Source organism: Ruegeria sp. AO1, assembly GCF_056535985.1.
This window is the reverse complement of the sequence record NZ_JBQFJC010000001.1, coordinates 2,599,985-2,619,018: the sequence shown is the minus strand read 5'-3', so window position 1 is coordinate 2,619,018 and position 19,034 is coordinate 2,599,985. Positions and strand designations below refer to the sequence as shown.

The window sequence follows — 19,034 nt, the reverse complement described above, 5'->3', positions numbered from 1 at the left end:
TCCACCCGTTTGGCCGTAGATGAGCATTGGCTTTTTGTTCTCCCCGTTTTTTGACTTACTGTCGCGCGGTTTCACCCGACTCGTCAAACCCGTTCTTAGGCTGAAATGTCGCGGGAATGTGAAACTTTCGCCTCTACAACTACACAAACAGTTGAGTTTTTGCCATCAAGTTCGTGACCAGCACCATTTAAGCTGGCGTTGAGTATCAAAGAGAGAATCCCCTGTGCCCGAAAACCAAAGCCGACTGGATCTGTTTATTGACCGTATGGTGTCGCAACGCGCCTGCCTTGATTTTGCAATCGAGCAGACAAAAGGCATGTCCGGGCCGGTGTTCGAACTGGGCCTGGGCAATGGTCGAACCTACCACCACATGATCCAGTACATCCAGAACCGCCCGGTTTTTGTGTTCGAACGCGCGGTGGCCTCACACCCCGACTCCACCCCGCCAGAGGATCGGGTGATTTTGGGCGATGTGCGGGACACTCTGCCAGCCTCGGTGGATCGGTTCGGCGCGACGGCCAGCCTGATTCATGCGGACCTCGGCGGGCACAATCGCGAAAAGAACGACGCCTTCGCGCGGTTTGTTTCGCCGTTGATTGAACCGCTTCTGGCGCCGGGTGGCCTGATGGTTTCCAGTGATCGAATGTATTTCAATGCGCTGACTGAATTGCCCTTGCCCGAGGGCGCGGTCGAGGGGCGCTGTTTTATCTACCGGCGGTGACGCCTTAGGCGCGTCCGGGTCCACCAAAAGGTTAAGCAAACCGGAGGAACGCAATGCAGGCCATCCTGACGCTGAATGCGGGAAGTTCGACCATCAAATTCGGAGTTTACCAGGCCGACGCTGAACCCGAATTGCTGTGGCACGGGCAGGTGGACAATCTGGGACCGGTCGCCCAATTGCAAATCAACGGCGACGGGCTTCATGAGACACGCGAGATCGGGCCTGCCGACCACGCAGCTGGGGTCACGGCGATCTTGCTGGCCCTTGAGCCTCTGCTTCAATCGGATCTAATCGTCGGTGTAGGCCACCGCATTGTCCACGGCGGACAGACCTTCGAAGGGCCCACGGTTCTGGATGATCACGTGCTGGCCCAACTTGAAACGCTCTCGTCACTGGCCCCGTTGCATCAGCCCCATAATCTGGCGGCCGTCCGCGCTGCGCGAACGGCTTTCCCGGGTGCGCAACAGATTGGGTGTTTTGACACATCTTTTCATGTCGGCCATCCGTTTGTAAACGATGCCTTCGCCATCCCGCGCCGCTTTTATGAAAAAGGCGTTCGGCGCTATGGATTCCATGGGCTGTCCTACGACTACATTACCGGCAAGATGGCTGAGGATTTCCCGGATCTGGCCGCAGGCCGGGTGGTGATCGCGCATCTGGGCAACGGGGCCTCGATGTGCGCTGTGGCCAATGGTAAGAGTATCGGCTCAACCATGGGTTTTTCTGCTCTTGATGGGCTGCCGATGGGGACCCGTTGTGGTCAGCTTGATCCCGGCGTGTTGCTCTATCTGATGGAGCAAGGTCACTCTGCCGAGGCGATCACGCACATCCTCTACAAGAAAAGTGGCCTGCTAGGCCTCAGCGAGATCAGCCACGATATGCGCACGTTGCTGGAAAGCGATGACCCCCGCGCGCGTGAGGCGATAGACTATTATGTCTTCCGGATCAGGCGGGAACTGGGTGCGATGGCGGCTGTTCTGGGTGGCGTGGATGCGGTCGTGTTCTGCGGCGGCATCGGTGAGAACGCTGCGCCTATTCGCCAGAGCGTGCTGGATGGAATGGGATTTCTCAACATCCATCTGGACGCTGAGACCAACGCCCAAAACGCGACGGTGATATCAGATGGCGGTATACCCGTGCTCGTGATCCCGACCGACGAAGAACGGGTGATCGCGCGGGCGGTCGCCAAGGCCTTGATCTAAAGACCAGAGGGGAAACGGATGATTTTTTACGACTGCGCCACCGCTCCGAACCCGCGCCGAGCGCGTATGTTCATTGCCGAAAAGGGGTTGGAGATCGAAACCCGGCAAATCTCGATCGCGGAAGGAGAACAGTTGAGCGATGCTTTTCGTACAGTTAACCCTCGGGCCACGATCCCTGTGCTGGTGACCGATGAAGGCACGGTTCTGACCGAGAACCTTGGGATTGCTGCGTATCTTGAGGCGCAGAGCCCGGAACCCCCATTGATGGGCAAGACGCCGGATGACAAGGGCCGTGTTCTGATGTGGAACGCAATCGCCGAGCAGCAAGGCGGTATGCCCATCGCCGAGGCCCTGCGCAACGGCCATCCTGCCTTCAAGGATCGTCCTATTCCGGGACCTGAGAACTATCCCCAGATCCCCGAGCTTGCGCAACGGGGTCGCGACAGGGTGGGGGCGTTTTTCGATTTGCTCGAGGGCCATTTGCAGGGCAGCCCGTTTATGGCGGGCGAGGACTTTACCCTCGCCGATATAACCGGGTTCGTCTTTGTCGATTTCGCTCGCGTGATCAAAATGCGTATCCCGGAAGCTAATACCGCGACTCAAGCCTGGTTCGACAGGATCAAATCCCGGCCCAGCGCCAGCCTTTAAACGGCACCTGAATTGGCTGACACAAGCTTGCGCTCGACACTGTACAGAAATGTCTAGACAGAAGTGAACAGTGCCACTAGCGTTTCATCCGAGTCGTGCAGCGGAGGGCAGGATGAAATCTCAGTATCGCGTTGTGGTCATCGGGGGCGGTGTCGTTGGGGCCTCGGTCCTATATCATCTGGCCAAGTTCGGCTGGTCAGACGTAGTCATGTTGGAGCGGCGGAGGCTGGCCTCGGGGTCATCCTGGCACGCGGCGGGTGGTATTCATGCGCTGAACGCGGACCCGAATATGGCGTCCTTGCAGGCCTACACCATCGACCTGCTCAGTGAGATCGAAAAGGAATCCGGCCAGAATATCGGCCTGCACATGACCGGTGGCTTGACGCTGGCTGGCACCCCGGAACGCTGGGAATGGCTGCAGGCAAACTACCGCATCTTCCAATCCATCGGCATCGATGATTGCGAACTTCTGTCCCCGGAAGAGGCACAGAGACGTTGTCCGATCATGTCCACCGATGGCGTTTTGGGCGCGATGTGGGCGGATCGCGAAGGCTATATCGACACAACCGGCACGGTGCAGGCCTACGCGACGGCGGCAAAAAAGCGTGGCGCGGAATACTATGAGGAAACCAAGGTTGAAAGCCTGACGCAAACCGCCGATGGGTGGCAGGTCGTGACCGACAAGGGCACAATCACCTGCGAGCATGTGGTGAACGCGGCGGGTCTTTGGGCCAAGCAGGTGGGCCGGATGGCCGGAGTGGAACTTCCGGTCTCTCCGCTCAAACACCACTATCTGATCACAGACACGGTCCCCGAGGTTGCCGAGGCCGAGTTCGAGATGCCGATGACCGTGGACCTCGAAGGCTTCACCTATATGCGGCAGGACCAGAAAGGCGTTCTGGTTGGCATCTATGAGGTCGACCATGAGCACTGGGCCATGGATGGGGCGCCATGGAACTACGGCGAGGAACTGTTTCAGGAGCAGCTCGACCGCATCGAGAATGAGCTGACACTGGGCTTTGAGCGCTATCCCTCGATCCAGAATGTCGGCATCAAGACATGGGTCAATGGCGCGTTTACCTTCTCGCCCGACGGGAACCCTCTGGTCGGCCCGGTTCCGGGCAAGCGTGGCTACTGGTCGGCCTGCGCCGTGATGGCCGGGTTCCTGCAGGGCGGCGGCGTTGGCAAGACGCTGGCCGAGTGGATGATCCATGGCGAGCCTGAGGCCGACGCGTGGCCAATGGACGTCGCCCGCTATGGCGATTTCGCGCAGAACAAACGTTACATTCGCGAAACGACTGGCCAGTTCTACTCGCGCCGTTTCGTGATGACCTACCCGAACGAGCAACTGCCCGCAGGTCGCCCGCTGAAGATGGCCCCGGCGCATGATGCGATGACCGAGGCAGGGTGCAAATGGGGCGTCAGCTGGGATTTGGAGGTGCCGCTCTATTTCGCGCCCAAAGGGTTCGAGGAAACGCCGACCCTCAAACGGTCGAACGCCCATGACATTGTGGCGGAGGAATGCAAGACGCTCCGCGAAGGTGTTGGACTGTTGGACATCTCGGGCTTCTCGCGGTTCGAGGTGACGGGTCCGAATGCGCAGGCTTGGCTGGACAAGGTCATGGCCTCGAAATTGCCGGGACCGGGCCGCGCCAAGCTTGCGCCGATGCTGGGTGAGACGGGGCGGCTCAAAGGCGACCTGACTGTGCTGAACTGGGGTGACGGAACATGGTGGATCATGGGCAGCTACTACCTTCGTGCGTGGCACATGCGCTGGTTCGACGATCACATGATGGACGGTGTGACCATCCGTGATCTGGGCGAGGAATATTGCGGTTTCGCCGTGGTCGGCCCGAAATCGCAGGCGGTGGTCGAGAAGTTGGCGGAACAGGATATCTCGGACCTGAAATTCATGGGTTGTGGAGATTTCGATATCGGTCTGGTCCGCGCCCGCGTCGCCCGCATGTCGGTGACTGGTGAAAAGGGGTATGAGATCAACTGCCGCTACGGCGATCACATTAAGCTGCGCCGGATGCTTTTGGAGGCTGGGGCAGACGAAGGCATCCGCGAATGTGGGTTTAATGCCATGCTCTCAACCCGGTTGGAGAAGAGTTTCGGCATCTGGTCCGCCGAGTTTACCCAAGCCTACACGCCGGGCATGACAGGAATGGATCGCTGGATCGACTGGGACAAGGATTTCGTCGGGAAAGTTGCCGCCTTGGCCGAACGTGACGGCAATGGCCCGGCGCAGCTTCAGGTGACACTGGAGGTTGATGCCGTGGATGCCGACGCCAGCGGGTATGAGCCGATTTGGTCCAATGGCGAACGCGTAGGCTTTGTCACCTCGGGCGGTTACGGCCACTACACGGGCAAGTCTATAGCAATGGCACTGATCAACCGCGACAAGGCCGAACCCGGGACGGAGTTGACCGTGCATGTGGTTGGTGTGGAACGGCCTGCGCGCGTGGTTGCGCCATCTCCTTACGATCCGCAGGGCAAGGCGATGAGGGGCTGATGGTGATCTCACAAACATCAGAGCGTGGTCGGCGACGGCGCGGGAGGGGTGCAGAAGCCGCCCCACCTCCCTCCCGCGATGTGAACTACCGCCAGCTGCGCAACCCTTTCCCGCAGATGGAGGTGTTCCCCGAAGATCAGATCGCGGACATGCACGAGACGGCGCTACGTGTATTGCAGGAACTTGGGGTGAAAGTCCTGCTGCCCGAAGCCCGCCGCATCTTTTCCAAGGCAGGTGCGCGTGTGGATGAAGACACTCAAATGGTCTTTATCGGGCGTGATTTGGTTGAGGCCGCCGTAACCTCGGCCCCCAAATCCATCGCTTGTCGTGCAGGGGCGCGGGACCGTGATTTTACTCTCGAACTGGGTTCGCTCGTGTTTCAACCGGGCGCAGGTGCACCGAACGCAACCGATCTGGAACGCGGCAGGCGACCGGCGTCGGGTCAGGACTACATCGAGTTTCTGAAGCTGACGCATCACTTCGATGTCTTCCAGATGATTTCGCCTCAGGTCGAGCCGCAGGACGTGCCGACCCATCTTCGCCACTATTTCACAACGCAGGCGCAGATGGAGTTGACGGATAAGTTCCCATTCTTCTTCTCGCGCGGCACCCCTCAGGTGTTGGACAGTTTTGAGATGCTGTCTATCGCACGCGGGCTTTCGGATGATGAATTCCGCGGCAACGCGCATTGCTATACGATCATCAACACCAACAGTCCGCGAACACTGGATATCCCGATGGCGCAAGGGCTGATCGATTTTGCGCGCCATGGTCAGATGTCGATCGTCACGCCATTCACCCTGATGGGGGCGATGGCCCCGATCACGGTCGCGGGGGCCATCACGCTTTCCCATGCCGAGGCTCTGGCGGCCGTGACCCTGACGCAATTGACGAACCCGGGCGCGCCGGTCTGCTATGGAACCTTCACCAGCAATGTCGATATGAAATCCGGCGCTCCGGCCTTTGGGACGCCCTCGCATTTCCAGGCGTCTTTGGCTGCGGGCCAACTGGCACGGTTCCTGGGCCTGCCATGGCGGTCGGCGGCCGGGTCGGCCTCGAACATCAACGATGTACAGGCCGCGAATGAAAACCAGTTCGGCCTCTGGGGCTGTTTGATGGCCGGGGCGACGGTGATCATCCACTCGGCAGGCTGGCTCGAAGGCGGGCTGAGCGTGTCGTTTGAGAAGATGATCTGCGACGCCGAAGTGCTGAACATGGTGGCCGAGCTGTGTGCCGGCGCGCAGGCCGGACAGGCCGAGATCGGCTTTGACACCGCGCTGAGTGAGGTTGACCCCAGCGGGCATTTCTTTGCCTCGTCCCAGACGATGGAGCGCTACAATACCGAATTCTACCAGCCTCATGTTCACGACTACGCCAATTTCGGCACCTGGACTGAGCGTGGATCTGTCGATGCCAATCAACGTGCAACAGGTGTTTGGAAAGGTATCCTGAATGATTTCAAACCGCCCGCAGGCGATGGCGATCGGCTCGGGGCCTTGCACGACTTCATCGCGAAGCGAACTGCCGAAGGCGGCGCGCCGCCGGAGAGTTGAATGAGCACCAAACCGATCCTGCACCGCGATGACCCTAAGGCCGAGCCTCTGGTCGGCAATATCAAAGTCACGCGGGATGACTGGCTGAATGTGGCGATGGACGTGCTGATCTCGGACGGGGTAGATCAGATCAAGGTCATGAACCTGGCCGAGCGCATGGCCGTGTCCCGCTCGTCTTTCTATTGGTACTTCAAATCGCGGCAGGAGCTTCTGGATGCGTTGTTGGCGCGGTGGCAGGCGACCAATACGGCGGCGTTGATCGCGCAGTCCGAGGCCCCGGCCGATACAATTACCAGCGCGGTCTGCAACGTGCAGCGATGCGTGGTGAACACGGATTTGTTCGACACGGCACTGGACTTTGCCATCCGGGACTGGGCCCGCAAATCGGGCAAAGTGCGCAATGCGCTGGATCAGTCCGATGCACGACGCCTCAAAGCACTGCACGCGATGTTTGCGCGGTTTGGCTATTCGGACATTGAGGCCGAAACCCGGGCGCGCGTCCTTTACTACATGCAAATCGGGTATGATTTGGCGCAGCTGAATGAGCCAATGGAAACGCGTCTAGCGCTTGTGCCTCACTACCTGCATGCTTTCACAGGGGTTCAGCCTCGGGCCGAGGAAATTGAAGAATTTCGCGCTTATTCCAAGCGCTATTGGGAAGGAAAGACAGAATGAGCCAACCAGATGCAATCATAATCGGGACAGGCGTCATTGGCGCGGCCATCGCGTTCGAGATGTCCAAGTCCGGATGGAAAACCCTTTCGCTGGACCGCAATACGCAGGTTGGCCATGGCTCGACCGCGGGGTCCTGCGCGATCATCCGCATGCACTATTCGACGTTTGACGGCACGGCTTTCGCGTGGGAGGGCTACCATTATTGGCGCGATTGGGCCGCGTATCTGGGCCTGCCCGCAGATGCCAATCTGGCGCAGTTCCGCGAGACTGGGTGTCTGGTGATGAAAACAGACGCCAACGGGATGCTGGAAAAGCACATGCAAAACAGTGCGGATCTGGACTGCCCGTTCGAGGAATGGTCGCCCGCGATGGTCACGGAACGCCTGCCGGTCTATTCTTTGGAAAGCTTCGCCCCCGCCCGCCGGATGGACGACCCGGAGTTCGGGCAACCGAACGGGCGCAAGATGCAGGGCGGCGTGTTCTGGCCTCAGGCAGGTTATGTCACCGACCCGGCACTTTCGGCGCAGAACCTAATGGATGCGGCAATCCAGAACGGGGCCGAGTTGCGCACTGGGGCCGAGGTTGTTGAAATCCTGATAGAGGATGGGCGCGTGGCGGGTGTCAAACTGGCTACGGGCGAAGAAATTCGCGCCAAGGTCGTGGTAAACGTGGCCGGGCCTGGATCGGCCATTATCAACGGCATGGCTGGCGTTCTGGACGACATGACCATCGAAACCCGTCCTCTGCGGCAGGAAGTGGTCCACGTTCCCGCGCCTGAGGGGTTCGATTTCGAAAACAACGGAACCATTGTCTCGGATAGTGACATCGCCTGCTACTGCCGCCCAGAGCATGGCAACCATATCCTCGTGGGGTCCGAGGATCCCGAATGCGATCCGCATCAATGGTGCGAGGATGACAAGACATATAACCGCGATTTCACCGACCAGTGGACGACGCAGGCGATGCGCTATGCGCAGCGGGTACCGAGCCTTGGTATTCCGTCCAAAACGCGGGGCGTGGTTGACCTCTATGATGCGTCGACCGATTGGATTCCGATCTACGATAAATCCAGCCTACCGGGGTTCTACATGGCCTGTGGCACTAGCGGAAACCAATACAAAAACGCTCCGATTGCGGGCAAGATGATGACGGCTCTGATCGACTATTGTGAGGGCGGCGCAGATCACGATGCCGAACCGCTGCAGTTCGAACTGCCTTACATCAAGCGCGTGATTGATGTCGGATTCTATTCGCGCAACCGCTCGATCAACGAAGAAAGCAGTTTTTCGGTCCTGGGGTAGTCAGCCCGACAATTGGCCCTAACATCACGTAAATGCGAAAAGGAGCGGATACGTGATGCCTCAGACGCCAAACAAAGTCCTGATCCTTGGCAGTGCGCCGTCAGCGGTGGCCGCCCGGGATTGGGATCGGACGCCGTTCACGCATATCGTGGCCATCAACAACGCATGGCGTATTCGTCCGGATTGGGACATCCTAATCCACCCTGAGGATTTTCCGCCGGAAAACCGACCCGCAACCCTGTCGAAAGACCAAAGGATCGTGACAGCCGAAGACTACGTGCCTCGGCAAAACGCCTATGGCGGTTTTGTCTATGCGGGCGGCACCATGGCGTTTACCGCAGGCTATTGGGCGCTGTCCGCCCTTACGCCGTCGGTGATTGCCTATTTCGGCTGCGATATGGTCTATCCCGGGTCGGGGAAGACGCATTTCTACGGCAACGGAAACGCTGATCCGCTGCGTGCCGACATCTCATTGCGGTCGCTTGAGGCGAAATCGGCCAGATTGGGCGTTTTCGCTGCCGCTCAGGGCTGTCGCATGGTGCGCTTGTCGGAGGGTGAAAGCAGGCTGCTCTATCCCTCGCTGCACGTGTCACGAATGGAACACGCACCGATGCCATCGACCGGTGGCGCGCAGGACGCGTTGGAGGCCGAAGCGCGCCTAGGCTATTATGTGCCATCCGGGCGGTATTGGGAATCCGAGCAGCAGTTTGATCCTGACGAGTTGGATGCAGTCGACCGCCTTTGGATGTCCGCCTACCAGATTGCTCGAATGGACCGCGTCGCCTAAGACCTCAGACGGCGAAAGTGATCCAGGCCCAAACCATCGCAATATAGGTCAGGCTGTGCATCAGCTGGTCCAGCCCAGTTGCCCGCCAGAACGCGGCCTGATTGGGCTGTAGCTTCTTCTTGTCGGAATAGCTGGCCTTGGCGAAATCAATGTTGAAATGGATGATCCATTCCAGGGCCGAGATGATCAGGATAAAGCTGAGCGGTGCGCCAAACAGCAAAAAAATAAGGGCTGAGCCCACAACATGCACCCCTGCATGTTGCGCGCGTCCCAAATGAAAATACTCGCCACGCCCGGTCAGCATCTTGGGCGTCTGTAGATAGAAGTCCGCGAACATATGTTTGATCTGCAACAAGCAGAGCAACAGCAACACGGCACCATAGCTTTCGGGCAAACGTATCCTCCCGATATCGTCCTAAAGGGAACTCTAGGCGCTAAAATGCGTGTAGGCAAATGAACTAGTTCACACATGCGCAAAGATTGGCACTTTGTCGGAAACTATTTGCCTAGCAAAGCAAGATTACTGTAAATTCAGACTGTTAATTTTCCGTGCATCGTTTCGAAACCGGATCATTGATCAAAAGCAGGGACAGGTTCCATAGAACGCACGATTTTCCGCTTCATCTGGAAATACTCCAAACGCGACCAGTTAATCCTGCTGGCCGTGACCTCGACGTTGTTTCCGCTGCTCTATCTCACGCTTGAGCTGCCCAAGCGCATTATTAATGACGCGATTGGTGCCTCGAGCAGCGTGGTTCAGGTTTGGGGCTACAGCCTGCAGCAGACGAATTTCCTGATCATTCTCTGCTTTGCCTTTCTGGCGGCGGTGCTGGCCCACGGCCTGATGAAAATGCGCATCAACACAATGAAAGGTGTCCTGAGCGAGCGTATGTTGCGCCGCTTTCGCTATCAGTTGATCAGCCGCGCCCTGCGTTTTCCCCAACCCTATTTCGAGCGGGTCAGCCAGGGTGAGATGGTCTCGATGATCACCGCTGAAAGCGAGCCGATGGGCGGGTTGATGGGGGATGCGATCAGCCAGCCAGTTCTGCAGGCGGGGCAAATGATCACCATCCTGTCGTTTCTGTTTCTGCAAAGCGTCTGGTTCGGCCTTGCGGCAGTGGCGCTGATCCCCGTGCAGGCCTGGCTGATTCCCAAGCTGCAGCGCCAGATCAACCTTCTTAACAAAAAGCGCATCCAGGAGGTGCGCATCCTTGCCGCTCAGATTGGCGAGAATGCGGCTGGGGCCTCAACCCTGCGCGCAAATGGGGGGTGGCGGTATCGCAGGGCCATGATCTCGGATCAACTGGGGCGGCTCTTCGGAATCCGGTTCGAGATCTACCAGAAGAAGTTCTTTATGAAGTTTATCAACAACTTCATCTCACAGTTGACGCCGTTTATGTTTTATCTGGTGGGTGGTCTGCTGGTCCTGCAGGGCTCGGTCTCGTTGGGCGCGCTGGTGGCGGCGTTGGCGGCGTATAAGGATCTCAGCTCTCCGTGGAAGGAACTGCTGACCTACTACAACCAGACGCAGGACATGTCATTGCGTTGGGATGTTGTGATCGAACGGTTTGCGCCGGCCGGAATGCAGGATGAGGCACTGTTTGAGGGTGAGCCAAAAACCCGCCCGCATCTTGATGGCGACATCGCACTGGATCGGGTGTCGGTGCGCGACATGGACGGAAACCAGATCCTAGACGATCTTAACCTGACCTTCCCGCATGGAAAGACAATCGGCATCGCCGCGCCTAGCGAAGAAGACCGCCGCGCCATTGCCGAGCTGCTGACCCGTGAAATCCTGCCGAGCGCTGGGCGTGTCCGCATTGGCGAGCAGAATCTGGCCGAACTGCATCAGGGCGTCGTCGCTGCGCGGATCGGCTATGCGTCATCGCGGCCGGTGATGTTTCAGGGAACGCTGGGCGATAATGTGATGATGCCGATGCGCTACAAGCCCCTGTCGGAGGGGGGCGACGATCCCGGATTTGCCGAAACTTTGCGCGCGGGCAACAGCACCGACCCATTCAAGGCCGAGTGGCTGGACCCGTCTTTGGCAGGGCTGGATTCGGCGGATGCCCTGCGGGATTGGTGGCTTCAACTGATTGACGGAATGGGGTCAGGAGCTGCCTTGTTCCAGCGCGGGGCCGAGCAGATTTTCGACGCGGCACTACACCCGGAACTGGCGCAGAAACTGGTCAGGCTGCGCCCGTTGGTGCAACAGGCGGTGAAGAAGGCAGGGCTTGAGCAGCAGGCGCTGATCTTCGACAAGTCCACCTATAACCCGGCCTTGCCCGTGGCTGAGAACCTGCTATTTGCCACGCCCCGCGTGCCGGTCACGCAAGCGCTGTTGGCACAGCAGAGGGTCTTTCTGGGTCAATTGCGCGAACTGGGTTTGGACGAGACTCTGATCGCGCTGACCCGTGATGTGATCGATATGCTGCGTCAGATCTTCGGTCTGGATGGAACGGATCACCCACTGTTCCGCAAACTGGGGCTTGAGGCGCAGACTTATGAAACAGCCGTCGAACTGGTCGAGCGCACCCGCAAGGAAGGCGCCGAGGGGCTGGATGACGAGCAGCTGGCCACCTTGCTGGCGGTGCCTCTGGTCGTTTCGGCTGAACAAATCGGCCCGGCATTTTCGGATGAATTGAAGGACCGTATTCTGGAGCTGCGCCACAGCCACTCGGAAAAGCTGATGCGGCCGTTGATGGACGTCTTCGTGCCGCTGGACCCTGAGGCCGTCGCGCCCGGCCTGACCGTGATGGAGAACGCGCTGTTCGGCAAGGTCAGCGAGATCGGCGGCGCGCGCTCGGACGAGGTGCGCAAGCTGATCGTCGACGTTCTGGCCGAACACGGCGCGCGCCCGTTGGTGGTTGAGTTGATCTATGACGTGCCCGTGGCGCTCGGTGGGCAGAACCTGCCCGCAGTTTTTGCCGAACCCCTGGCGTTCACCCGTGCGACGATCAAGAAACCCGACATCCTGATCCTGGAAAACGCGCTGGCCAGCTATGACATGCAGACGCAGGTCGCGGTCTACAAAAACCTGCGCGCGCTGCTGCCCGAGACCACGGTCATCTATCTGAACGATCAATTCCAAAACCCCGATGTCTTCGACATGTATGTCGAGATCCGGCAAGGTCGGGTTGTCACGGATGAAGGACCGGGGGATGTGGAAGAGGATAGTGCCGCCTCGGCCGACTTGGCCCGCAAGCTGCGCGCCCTAGAGCAGACGCCGCTGTTTTCTGGCCTTGATCGGCGACAGTTGCGCCTGCTGGCCTTTGGTGCGCGGTGGTTTGATGCCTCTGCCGGGCAGGTGATCTTCCTCAAAGATGACCAGCCCACGGACGGTGCCTACGTTGTTCTCGAAGGCGAGGCGGGGTTGTATCTGCCCAAATCGGGCACGCCGGATGAGCTGATCCTACGCGTCGGCCCCGGGGCATTGGTAGGAGAGCTGGGCCTGATCCGCAAAGAGCCCCGCGCGTTGAGCATGGTGGCCGAAACCGACCTGTCCTGCTTGCGCATCGGGGAAGAGGAATTCCTGGCCGTGGTCGAAAACGACGCGGCGACGGCGTTCAAGTTGCTGCAGGTGGTTGCGGGATATGTCTCGAACTAGGGCCGTTTCGAGTTAACCCCGGAACGCTCCTCTGTCAGTCTTTCGGCTTGCAGAACAGTTGATAGAGCAGTTCGATCACTTGTTTTGTGTTGCCATCCTCAAGAGAATAAAACACCGTTTTCCCCGCGCGTCGGGTCGAGACCAAACCGTCCTCACGCAGACGGGCCAGCATCTGGCTGACGGCGGCTTGCCGAATTTGCAAAAGCGCCTCCAGTTCGCCCACCGATTTCTCGCCGTCTCCGAGGTGACACAGGATCATCAGGCGGCCCTCATGCGCCAGCGTTTTCAGAAACGCGGCGGCACGGGCTGCGTTGTCTTTCATTTCCGCCAATCCGTCCGATGCCGGGGCTTGAGTGGTGCTGTCTTTCAGTGTCACCGGTCAACCGTTCTTCAACTAAGTCTTCTGACACTATGCCCTAAGAAACGTTATAATGTCACCCCTCAGATACGGGAGCCCCACCCTGAAAGGCGTTACGATTGGCATAGTCGCACGGTTCTTCCTGCATCTGAAGGTGAAGCCCGTCGCCTTTGTAAGGATGCGCGCGAGCCAGATTTTCGTCCACTTCAATCCCAAGTCCGGCGGTGGTTGGAGGGGGCACGAACCCGTCCTCAACCCGGATTGAGCCCTTGATCAACTTGTCATGGAATGGCGTTTCAATGGTTTCCAGTAGCAACAGGTTCGGGATAGAGGCCGCCAGATGGATATTCGCAGCCCACTCCACCGGCCCGGCATAAAGATGCGGGGCCATTTGCGCGTTGAACACTTCGGCCATCGCAGCGACTTTCTTCATTTCCCAAATACCGCCTGCACGCCCCAAAGCCGGTTGCAAAATCTCCGCCGCGCCTGCGCGCAGAACCGCGCCAAATTCGGCTTTGGTGGTCATGCGTTCTCCGGTCGCGACAGGTATGCGGACGTTGCGGGCGACGCTGGCCATGTCCTCGATATTGTCGGGTGGAGTGGGTTCTTCGAACCAAAGCGGAGAGTATGGTTCCAACGCCTGACCCAAGCGGATAGCGCCTGCGGTGTTGAACTGGCCATGGGTCCCAAACAGCAAATCGGCCTTGTCGCCCACCGCCTCGCGGATCGCTTTGCAAAACGCGGCGGACAGAGAGATATCGGACATCGCAGGCATGTGCCCGCCCCGGATCGTATAGGGACCGGCGGGGTCGAACTTGACGGCGGTATAGCCCCGACGGACCGCATCTGTCGCAGCCTCAGCCGCCTGTTCGGGCGATGTCCAGAAGTCGGTCAGGTTATGCTGGGGCAGGGGGTAGAGGTAGGTATAGGCGCGAATGCGGTCATTCATCTTGCCGCCCAACAGCGCATAGACCGGGCGGTCGCGGTCCTTGCCCAGAATGTCCCAACACGCGATCTCAAGCCCCGAAAACGCTCCCATCACAGTCAGGTCCGGGCGCTGCGTGAAGCCCGAGGAATAGGCGCGGCGGAACATCAACTCGATGTTTTCCGGATTCTCGCCCTGCATGTGGCGGTCAAACACGTCGCGGATTATGTGGCTCATAGCGTCTGGTCCAACCGAGGAGGCGTAGCACTCGCCCCAGCCGGTGATGCCGGTATCCGTAGTCAGCTTGACCAAAATCCAATAGCGACCGCCCCATCCTGGGGCTGGCGGGGCCGTGACGATGATATCGAGGTCTTGCAGTTTCATCTTAGCCCTCTCGTGCTTGGTCAAAGGCAATGAGTTCGCGATCAATCTCGGCCACCACCTCGGCGCTGCCAAAGAACGCCATGTCCGGGGCGTCGACGTCGTCCATGAAAGCCTGAATTTCGATCAGCGCTGGTTTGCCGTCGAAACTGCCCTCGATCTGCCAGCGGCTGCTTTGGTCCACGGGCAAATCCGACAGGTTCTCCGCGATCTGGGTGACCAGAGCTTCGGGCAGCCCAAAACGGGGATTGTTGGCGAGGCCTGTCAGGAAAGGCGGTACCTCAGCCAAATCGAAATTCATCGACGTTTCCGAAGTGGAAGGCGCAGGTTTCGCCGCCTCGGGTTTGAAGAGATCGGTCAGGAAACGCAGCATCGGCCTACCTGTCGAACAGGATCACGTTGCGCTTGGCGGATCCGGTCTTGGTATCGGCAATCGCCTCATTGATCTGATCCAGAGACCAGCGGCCCGAGACCAGTTCATCCAGCTTCAGTCGTCCTTGCTCATAGAGGTCGATCATCCAGGGGATGTCTCGCTGGATAACCACGTCGCCCATCTTTGACCCCACCAGACCCTGACCAAGCGCGGCGAGGATCACCGGCTCATAGCTGGCTTCGTCCCCGGAATGGGGCATGCCGATCATCACGGCTTTGCCGCCCAAACCCAGATAGCGTGGGGCCTGATCATATGCGGGGATCGCGCCGACGGTGATCAGAACCGCATCCGCGCCGCGCCCGCCCAGTGCTTTGTAGGCTGCTTTCCATGGTTCCTTCAGACTGGCGAGGACGCCGTGGGTGGCACCGAACTCCTTGGCGATCTCAAGCTTCTCTTCGGTCATATCAACGGCAACGATGCGACGCGCGCCAGCGATCCGAGCGCCTTGGATTGCGTTGAGGCCCACTCCGCCCGCGCCGATCACCACCACGTCTTGCCCGGGGCGCAAACCTGCGGCGTTGACCGCTGCGCCGACCCCGGTGATCACACCACAGGACAACAGGCTGGCTAGGTCTTTGGGCAGGCTTTCCGGAATCCGAACGATCTGCCGGTGGCTGACGACGACTTTCTCGGCGAAGGCCCCGCAGGCCATCGCCTGTTCCAAAGGCCCTCCGTCGCTCGTACGCAAAGGACCTTTGACCGTGTCATAGGGGGTTTCGCAGATCGTAGGTTTGCCACCCGCACATGAAGGGCAGGAGCCGCAGGCCCGGATCAGTGTCACGACCACTGGGTCGCCCAGCTTGAAATCCCCTGCGGCCTCGCCCACTGCGCTTACAACCCCGGCGGCCTCATGCCCATAGACAGCGGGCAGGAACCCGCCCCATGCGCCGTCGGCATATGAGATGTCCGAATGGCAAATGGCCACCGCGTCCAGTGTTACCTCGACTTCGCCAGTGCCGGGGGCGGCCAGTTGGACCTCTTCTATGGTCAGAGGTTCCCCGAACGCCCGGCATACGGCGGCTTTGATGGTTTGCATGTCGTCCCTCGCTTCGTTTGGTTCACGGTGGCGTGGGAATTGACATCTCGCAAGACGGAAACCGTCACGGGTATGTCGGTATTACGCCACGGCAGGCCTAGCGCGCAGAAACAGGAAAAACCCGGCGGCCATAAGGACCAGTGCCAGGAGGAACGGTGCTCCGGGAAGGTAGAGTGACGTGTCAGGCCGGATGAACCACGCAAACACGCTGGTCATCAACAGAGGCGAGATCACCATCGACAAAGCATGCAGAGACGTCAGGACGCCCTGAAGTTCACCCTGTTGCGAGTCCGGCGTCGCGCGCGAGGTCAGCGCCTGCAAGGCGGGCGTGATCACCGCGCCCAACGCGGTGATCGGGATCAGCATCAGGGCGATAGTGCCATTGGTCAGGAAGGCCAGTAGGGCAAAGCTGATAACTTCAAAACCCATGCCGCAGATGATGGTCATGCGTTCCCCAAGATGACGTGTCGCGGGTCGGATTAGCCCGCCCTGAACGGCGGCCATGCCGATGCCATAAACGCCGAGAGACAGCCCGATCATCTGCGGCGACCACCCGAAACGCTCGGTCGTGAAATAGGACCAGATCGCGGGGTATACGTAGATTGACACTGAGTAGAGGAAATAGACCCACAACAGGGGGCGAACTCCGGGCAGGGCGGCGATGGCCTTTAGCGCATTGACAGGGTTGGCGCGTCGCAGGCTGAAGGCGCGGCGGGTTTTGTCTGTGACCGTTTCGGGCATGACCATCAGTCCCAAGCCGAATGAGAGGGCTGAAAGTGCTGCAGCCGCCCAGAAGGGCGCGCGCGTTCCGTATTCGGCAAGCAGGCCGCCCATCACGGGGCCCAGAACAAATCCCATGCCGAAGGCCGCGCCCAGCAGGCCGAAATTGGCGGCTTTGTCTTCGGGTTTCGAGACATCGGCCATGAATGCAGCCGCGGTCGCGTGGGTTGCGGCTGTGATCCCTCCCACAATACGACCGAGCAATAGCAACCAGATGCTGCCTGCAATGGCCATGACCACATAGTCCAAAGCCATCACAAACAACGAGACCAGCAAGACACGCCGACGGCCATAGGCGTCTGACAGGTTTCCCAGAATAGGCCCGAACACGAATTGCATGGCGGCAAAAGCGGTGCTGAGGACGCCTCCCCAAAGGGCGGCGTCGGCAAGCGTTCCGCCCTGCACCTCGACGATCAGTTGGGGCATGATCGGCATCACTAGACCGATACCCATCGCGTCAATCATGACGGTCAGAAGAACAAAGACAAATGGCAGACGCATGGAACCCGGTTATATGACCCATCGCTCACACTAGAGGGGCCAGCGGGATGAGGGAAGGGCGCTGTGTAGCCACTCAGGATGACGTCTCGTCAGTCAGTTACAGCTTGTCCGACAGCTCATCCAATATCTGCGCCAGATGGCGCGGGTGCGAGAAGAACGGAGAGTGGGAGCTGTCGATATCCCGCCGCAGATGTGCTGGAATTCGCTCGCTCATGTCTTTCTGATAGGCCGGAGGTATAGTGTGGTCTTCGGTGGTGCGGATATAGGCCTTCGGGACCTGGTCAAAGTGATCCCCCAATGAAAGCGGTGTGTCTTGCGGCTTGATGGCCTGCGGGCAGAGCCGGGCGAATGCATAGGGCAGGATCTCGGGCGTGCAATCATGATAGAACAGGTCCTGAACGCGGTCGGGATGCACGGTATAGGATAGCCCATCGGTGGATTTGTCGACCGCATCGCCAATGGTTTGCACCGGACCACGTCTTCGCATGTCTACCAGAGACAATCCGTCCTGCGGGACATAGGCGCAAAGATAGATCAGGGCGCGCATGGCGTTCGGGTGGGCCTCGGCTGCGGCGCTGATCGGGTAGCCGCCCCAGGAATGCCCGACGAGAATCGCGTCTGGTGTTGAGGCCGCGAGCACGGCGTCTCGGCAGCTCTCTAGCGTGACATCGCAGATTGGTGTCGGGTCCGAGCCGTGGCTGGGCATGTCGATGGCACGAGCGATGTGGCCGAACGCTTCGAGCTCGGGTATCAGGTCGCGCCAGCACCAGGCGCCGTGACAGGATCCATGGACCAATAGAAATTCGGCCAAGGGACGCTCCTTCAGATGTGACCGATCTCGGTCAGGAATTGCCGCAACAGGGCAGCGTTTTCAGCGGGTTTTTCGACGCAGGGCAGGTGGCCCACCCGGCGCATCAATTCGAACCGCGAGCCGGGGATCAGGTCCACCGTTTCGCGTACCAGATCAGGCGGTGTCGAGCCGTCTTCATTGCCTGCGATCCCAAGTGTGGGCAGGCGCAGGCCGCTGGTCGGCGTGTAGAAATCGGTGCCCGCAATGGCGGCACAACAGCCCAGATACCCTTCGGTCGGCTGGCCGACCATCATCTCGCGCCATGCGAGGTGTTGGTTGGCGGCCCGGAAATCGCGCGAGAACCAGCGCTCCATCGTCGCATCGGCCAGCGCTTCGATTCCACCGGTGCGGACGGCCTCCATCCGATCCTGCCAGATTTTCGGCATCCCGATCTTGGCAGCGGTGTTCGACAGTACCAGCGCGCGGACCTGATCCATCCGTTTCACCGCCAGCCCTTGGCCAATCATACCACCAATCGACAAGCCAACGAAGACGCAATCCCGGATTTCGAGGTGATCCAGCAGCGCCTCGGCATCGCGGATCAGCGCGCCCATGGCATAAGGCGCAGGCGGGACCGAGGATTTGCCGTGACCGCGCTTGTCATAGCGAATGATCCGCAGTCCGTCTGCCAGATGTGGTAGCACATCGTCCCACAGGTTCAGATTGGTGCCCAGCGAGTTTGCAAACACGATGGGCGCACCGTCTGGTGCGCCATCAATCCGGTAGTTTAGCTGAACGCGACCCAGATCAGCGATCGTCAT

17 protein-coding genes are annotated in these 19,034 nt (G+C 59.5%); 9 read left to right on the top strand and 8 right to left on the bottom strand.

Annotated features, from left to right (window positions below; translation table 11 throughout):
• Positions 1–223 precede the first annotated feature (223 nt).
• The 8 genes from ACR3FB_RS12935 to ACR3FB_RS12900 all read left to right on the top strand — a co-directional run bounded on the left by ACR3FB_RS12935 (position 224) and on the right by ACR3FB_RS12900 (position 9,402).
• Positions 224–721: a class I SAM-dependent methyltransferase gene (locus tag ACR3FB_RS12935; protein WP_480563323.1), complete on the top strand. Its 498-nt coding sequence runs from the start codon at positions 224–226 to the stop codon at positions 719–721.
• 53 nt (positions 722–774) lie between these two features.
• On the top strand, positions 775–1,923 hold the full coding sequence (locus tag ACR3FB_RS12930; protein ID WP_480563325.1) for an acetate/propionate family kinase: 1,149 nt from the start codon (positions 775–777) through the stop codon (positions 1,921–1,923).
• 18 nt (positions 1,924–1,941) lie between these two features.
• On the top strand, positions 1,942–2,571 hold the full coding sequence (locus ACR3FB_RS12925) for a glutathione S-transferase family protein (protein ID WP_480563327.1): 630 nt from the start codon (positions 1,942–1,944) through the stop codon (positions 2,569–2,571).
• A gap of 112 nt (positions 2,572–2,683) precedes the next feature.
• Complete coding sequence (locus tag ACR3FB_RS12920) at positions 2,684–5,086, top strand: GcvT family protein (RefSeq protein WP_480563329.1); 2,403 nt, start codon at positions 2,684–2,686, stop codon at positions 5,084–5,086.
• Positions 5,086–6,639 (top strand): trimethylamine methyltransferase family protein, encoded by a 1,554-nt coding sequence (locus tag ACR3FB_RS12915; protein WP_480563331.1) that lies wholly within the window; start codon positions 5,086–5,088, stop codon positions 6,637–6,639. Before ACR3FB_RS12920 ends, ACR3FB_RS12915 begins: the two co-directional genes overlap by 1 nt.
• On the top strand, positions 6,640–7,314 hold the full coding sequence (locus ACR3FB_RS12910) for a TetR/AcrR family transcriptional regulator (RefSeq protein WP_170676791.1): 675 nt from the start codon (positions 6,640–6,642) through the stop codon (positions 7,312–7,314).
• Positions 7,311–8,615, top strand: coding sequence for an NAD(P)/FAD-dependent oxidoreductase (locus ACR3FB_RS12905; RefSeq protein ID WP_480563333.1), 1,305 nt, complete (start codon positions 7,311–7,313; stop codon positions 8,613–8,615). Before ACR3FB_RS12910 ends, ACR3FB_RS12905 begins: the two co-directional genes overlap by 4 nt.
• Positions 8,616–8,670: 55 nt before the next feature.
• On the top strand, positions 8,671–9,402 hold the full coding sequence (locus ACR3FB_RS12900) for a hypothetical protein (RefSeq protein ID WP_480563335.1): 732 nt from the start codon (positions 8,671–8,673) through the stop codon (positions 9,400–9,402).
• A gap of 4 nt (positions 9,403–9,406) precedes the next feature.
• Here the strand turns inward: ACR3FB_RS12900 and ACR3FB_RS12895 are convergent, their stop codons facing one another.
• Entirely contained in the window at positions 9,407–9,796 is a 390-nt protein-coding gene (locus ACR3FB_RS12895) for a DUF3307 domain-containing protein (protein WP_170691013.1), read from the bottom strand.
• A gap of 216 nt (positions 9,797–10,012) precedes the next feature.
• Here ACR3FB_RS12895 and ACR3FB_RS12890 point away from each other — a divergent pair, with 216 nt between their 5' ends.
• Positions 10,013–13,009, top strand: coding sequence for an ABC transporter transmembrane domain-containing protein (locus ACR3FB_RS12890; RefSeq protein WP_480564963.1), 2,997 nt, complete (start codon positions 10,013–10,015; stop codon positions 13,007–13,009).
• Between the two features lie 34 nt (positions 13,010–13,043).
• Here ACR3FB_RS12890 and ACR3FB_RS12885 read toward each other — a convergent pair whose 3' ends face one another.
• The 7 genes from ACR3FB_RS12885 to pcaD form a co-directional block, all read right to left on the bottom strand.
• Complete coding sequence (locus tag ACR3FB_RS12885) at positions 13,044–13,331, bottom strand: ArsR/SmtB family transcription factor (protein WP_170555798.1); 288 nt, start codon at positions 13,329–13,331, stop codon at positions 13,044–13,046.
• Between the two features lie 112 nt (positions 13,332–13,443).
• The gene (locus ACR3FB_RS12880) at positions 13,444–14,676 is read right to left on the bottom strand and encodes a mandelate racemase/muconate lactonizing enzyme family protein (protein WP_480563338.1); all 1,233 of its coding nucleotides are present in this window, start codon (positions 14,674–14,676) and stop codon (positions 13,444–13,446) included.
• 1 nt (position 14,677) lies between these two features.
• Entirely contained in the window at positions 14,678–15,046 is a 369-nt protein-coding gene (locus ACR3FB_RS12875; RefSeq protein ID WP_170659828.1) for a hypothetical protein, read from the bottom strand.
• A 4-nt stretch (positions 15,047–15,050) separates the two neighbouring features.
• Entirely contained in the window at positions 15,051–16,142 is a 1,092-nt protein-coding gene (locus tag ACR3FB_RS12870) for a Zn-dependent alcohol dehydrogenase (protein WP_480563341.1), read from the bottom strand.
• A gap of 81 nt (positions 16,143–16,223) precedes the next feature.
• Positions 16,224–17,423 (bottom strand): TCR/Tet family MFS transporter, encoded by a 1,200-nt coding sequence (locus ACR3FB_RS12865; protein ID WP_480563343.1) that lies wholly within the window; start codon positions 17,421–17,423, stop codon positions 16,224–16,226.
• Positions 17,424–17,520: 97 nt separating this feature from the next.
• Positions 17,521–18,234, bottom strand: coding sequence for an alpha/beta fold hydrolase (locus ACR3FB_RS12860; protein WP_480563345.1), 714 nt, complete (start codon positions 18,232–18,234; stop codon positions 17,521–17,523).
• A gap of 11 nt (positions 18,235–18,245) precedes the next feature.
• Positions 18,246–19,034, bottom strand: coding sequence for a 3-oxoadipate enol-lactonase (gene pcaD, locus ACR3FB_RS12855; RefSeq protein ID WP_480563347.1), 789 nt, complete (start codon positions 19,032–19,034; stop codon positions 18,246–18,248).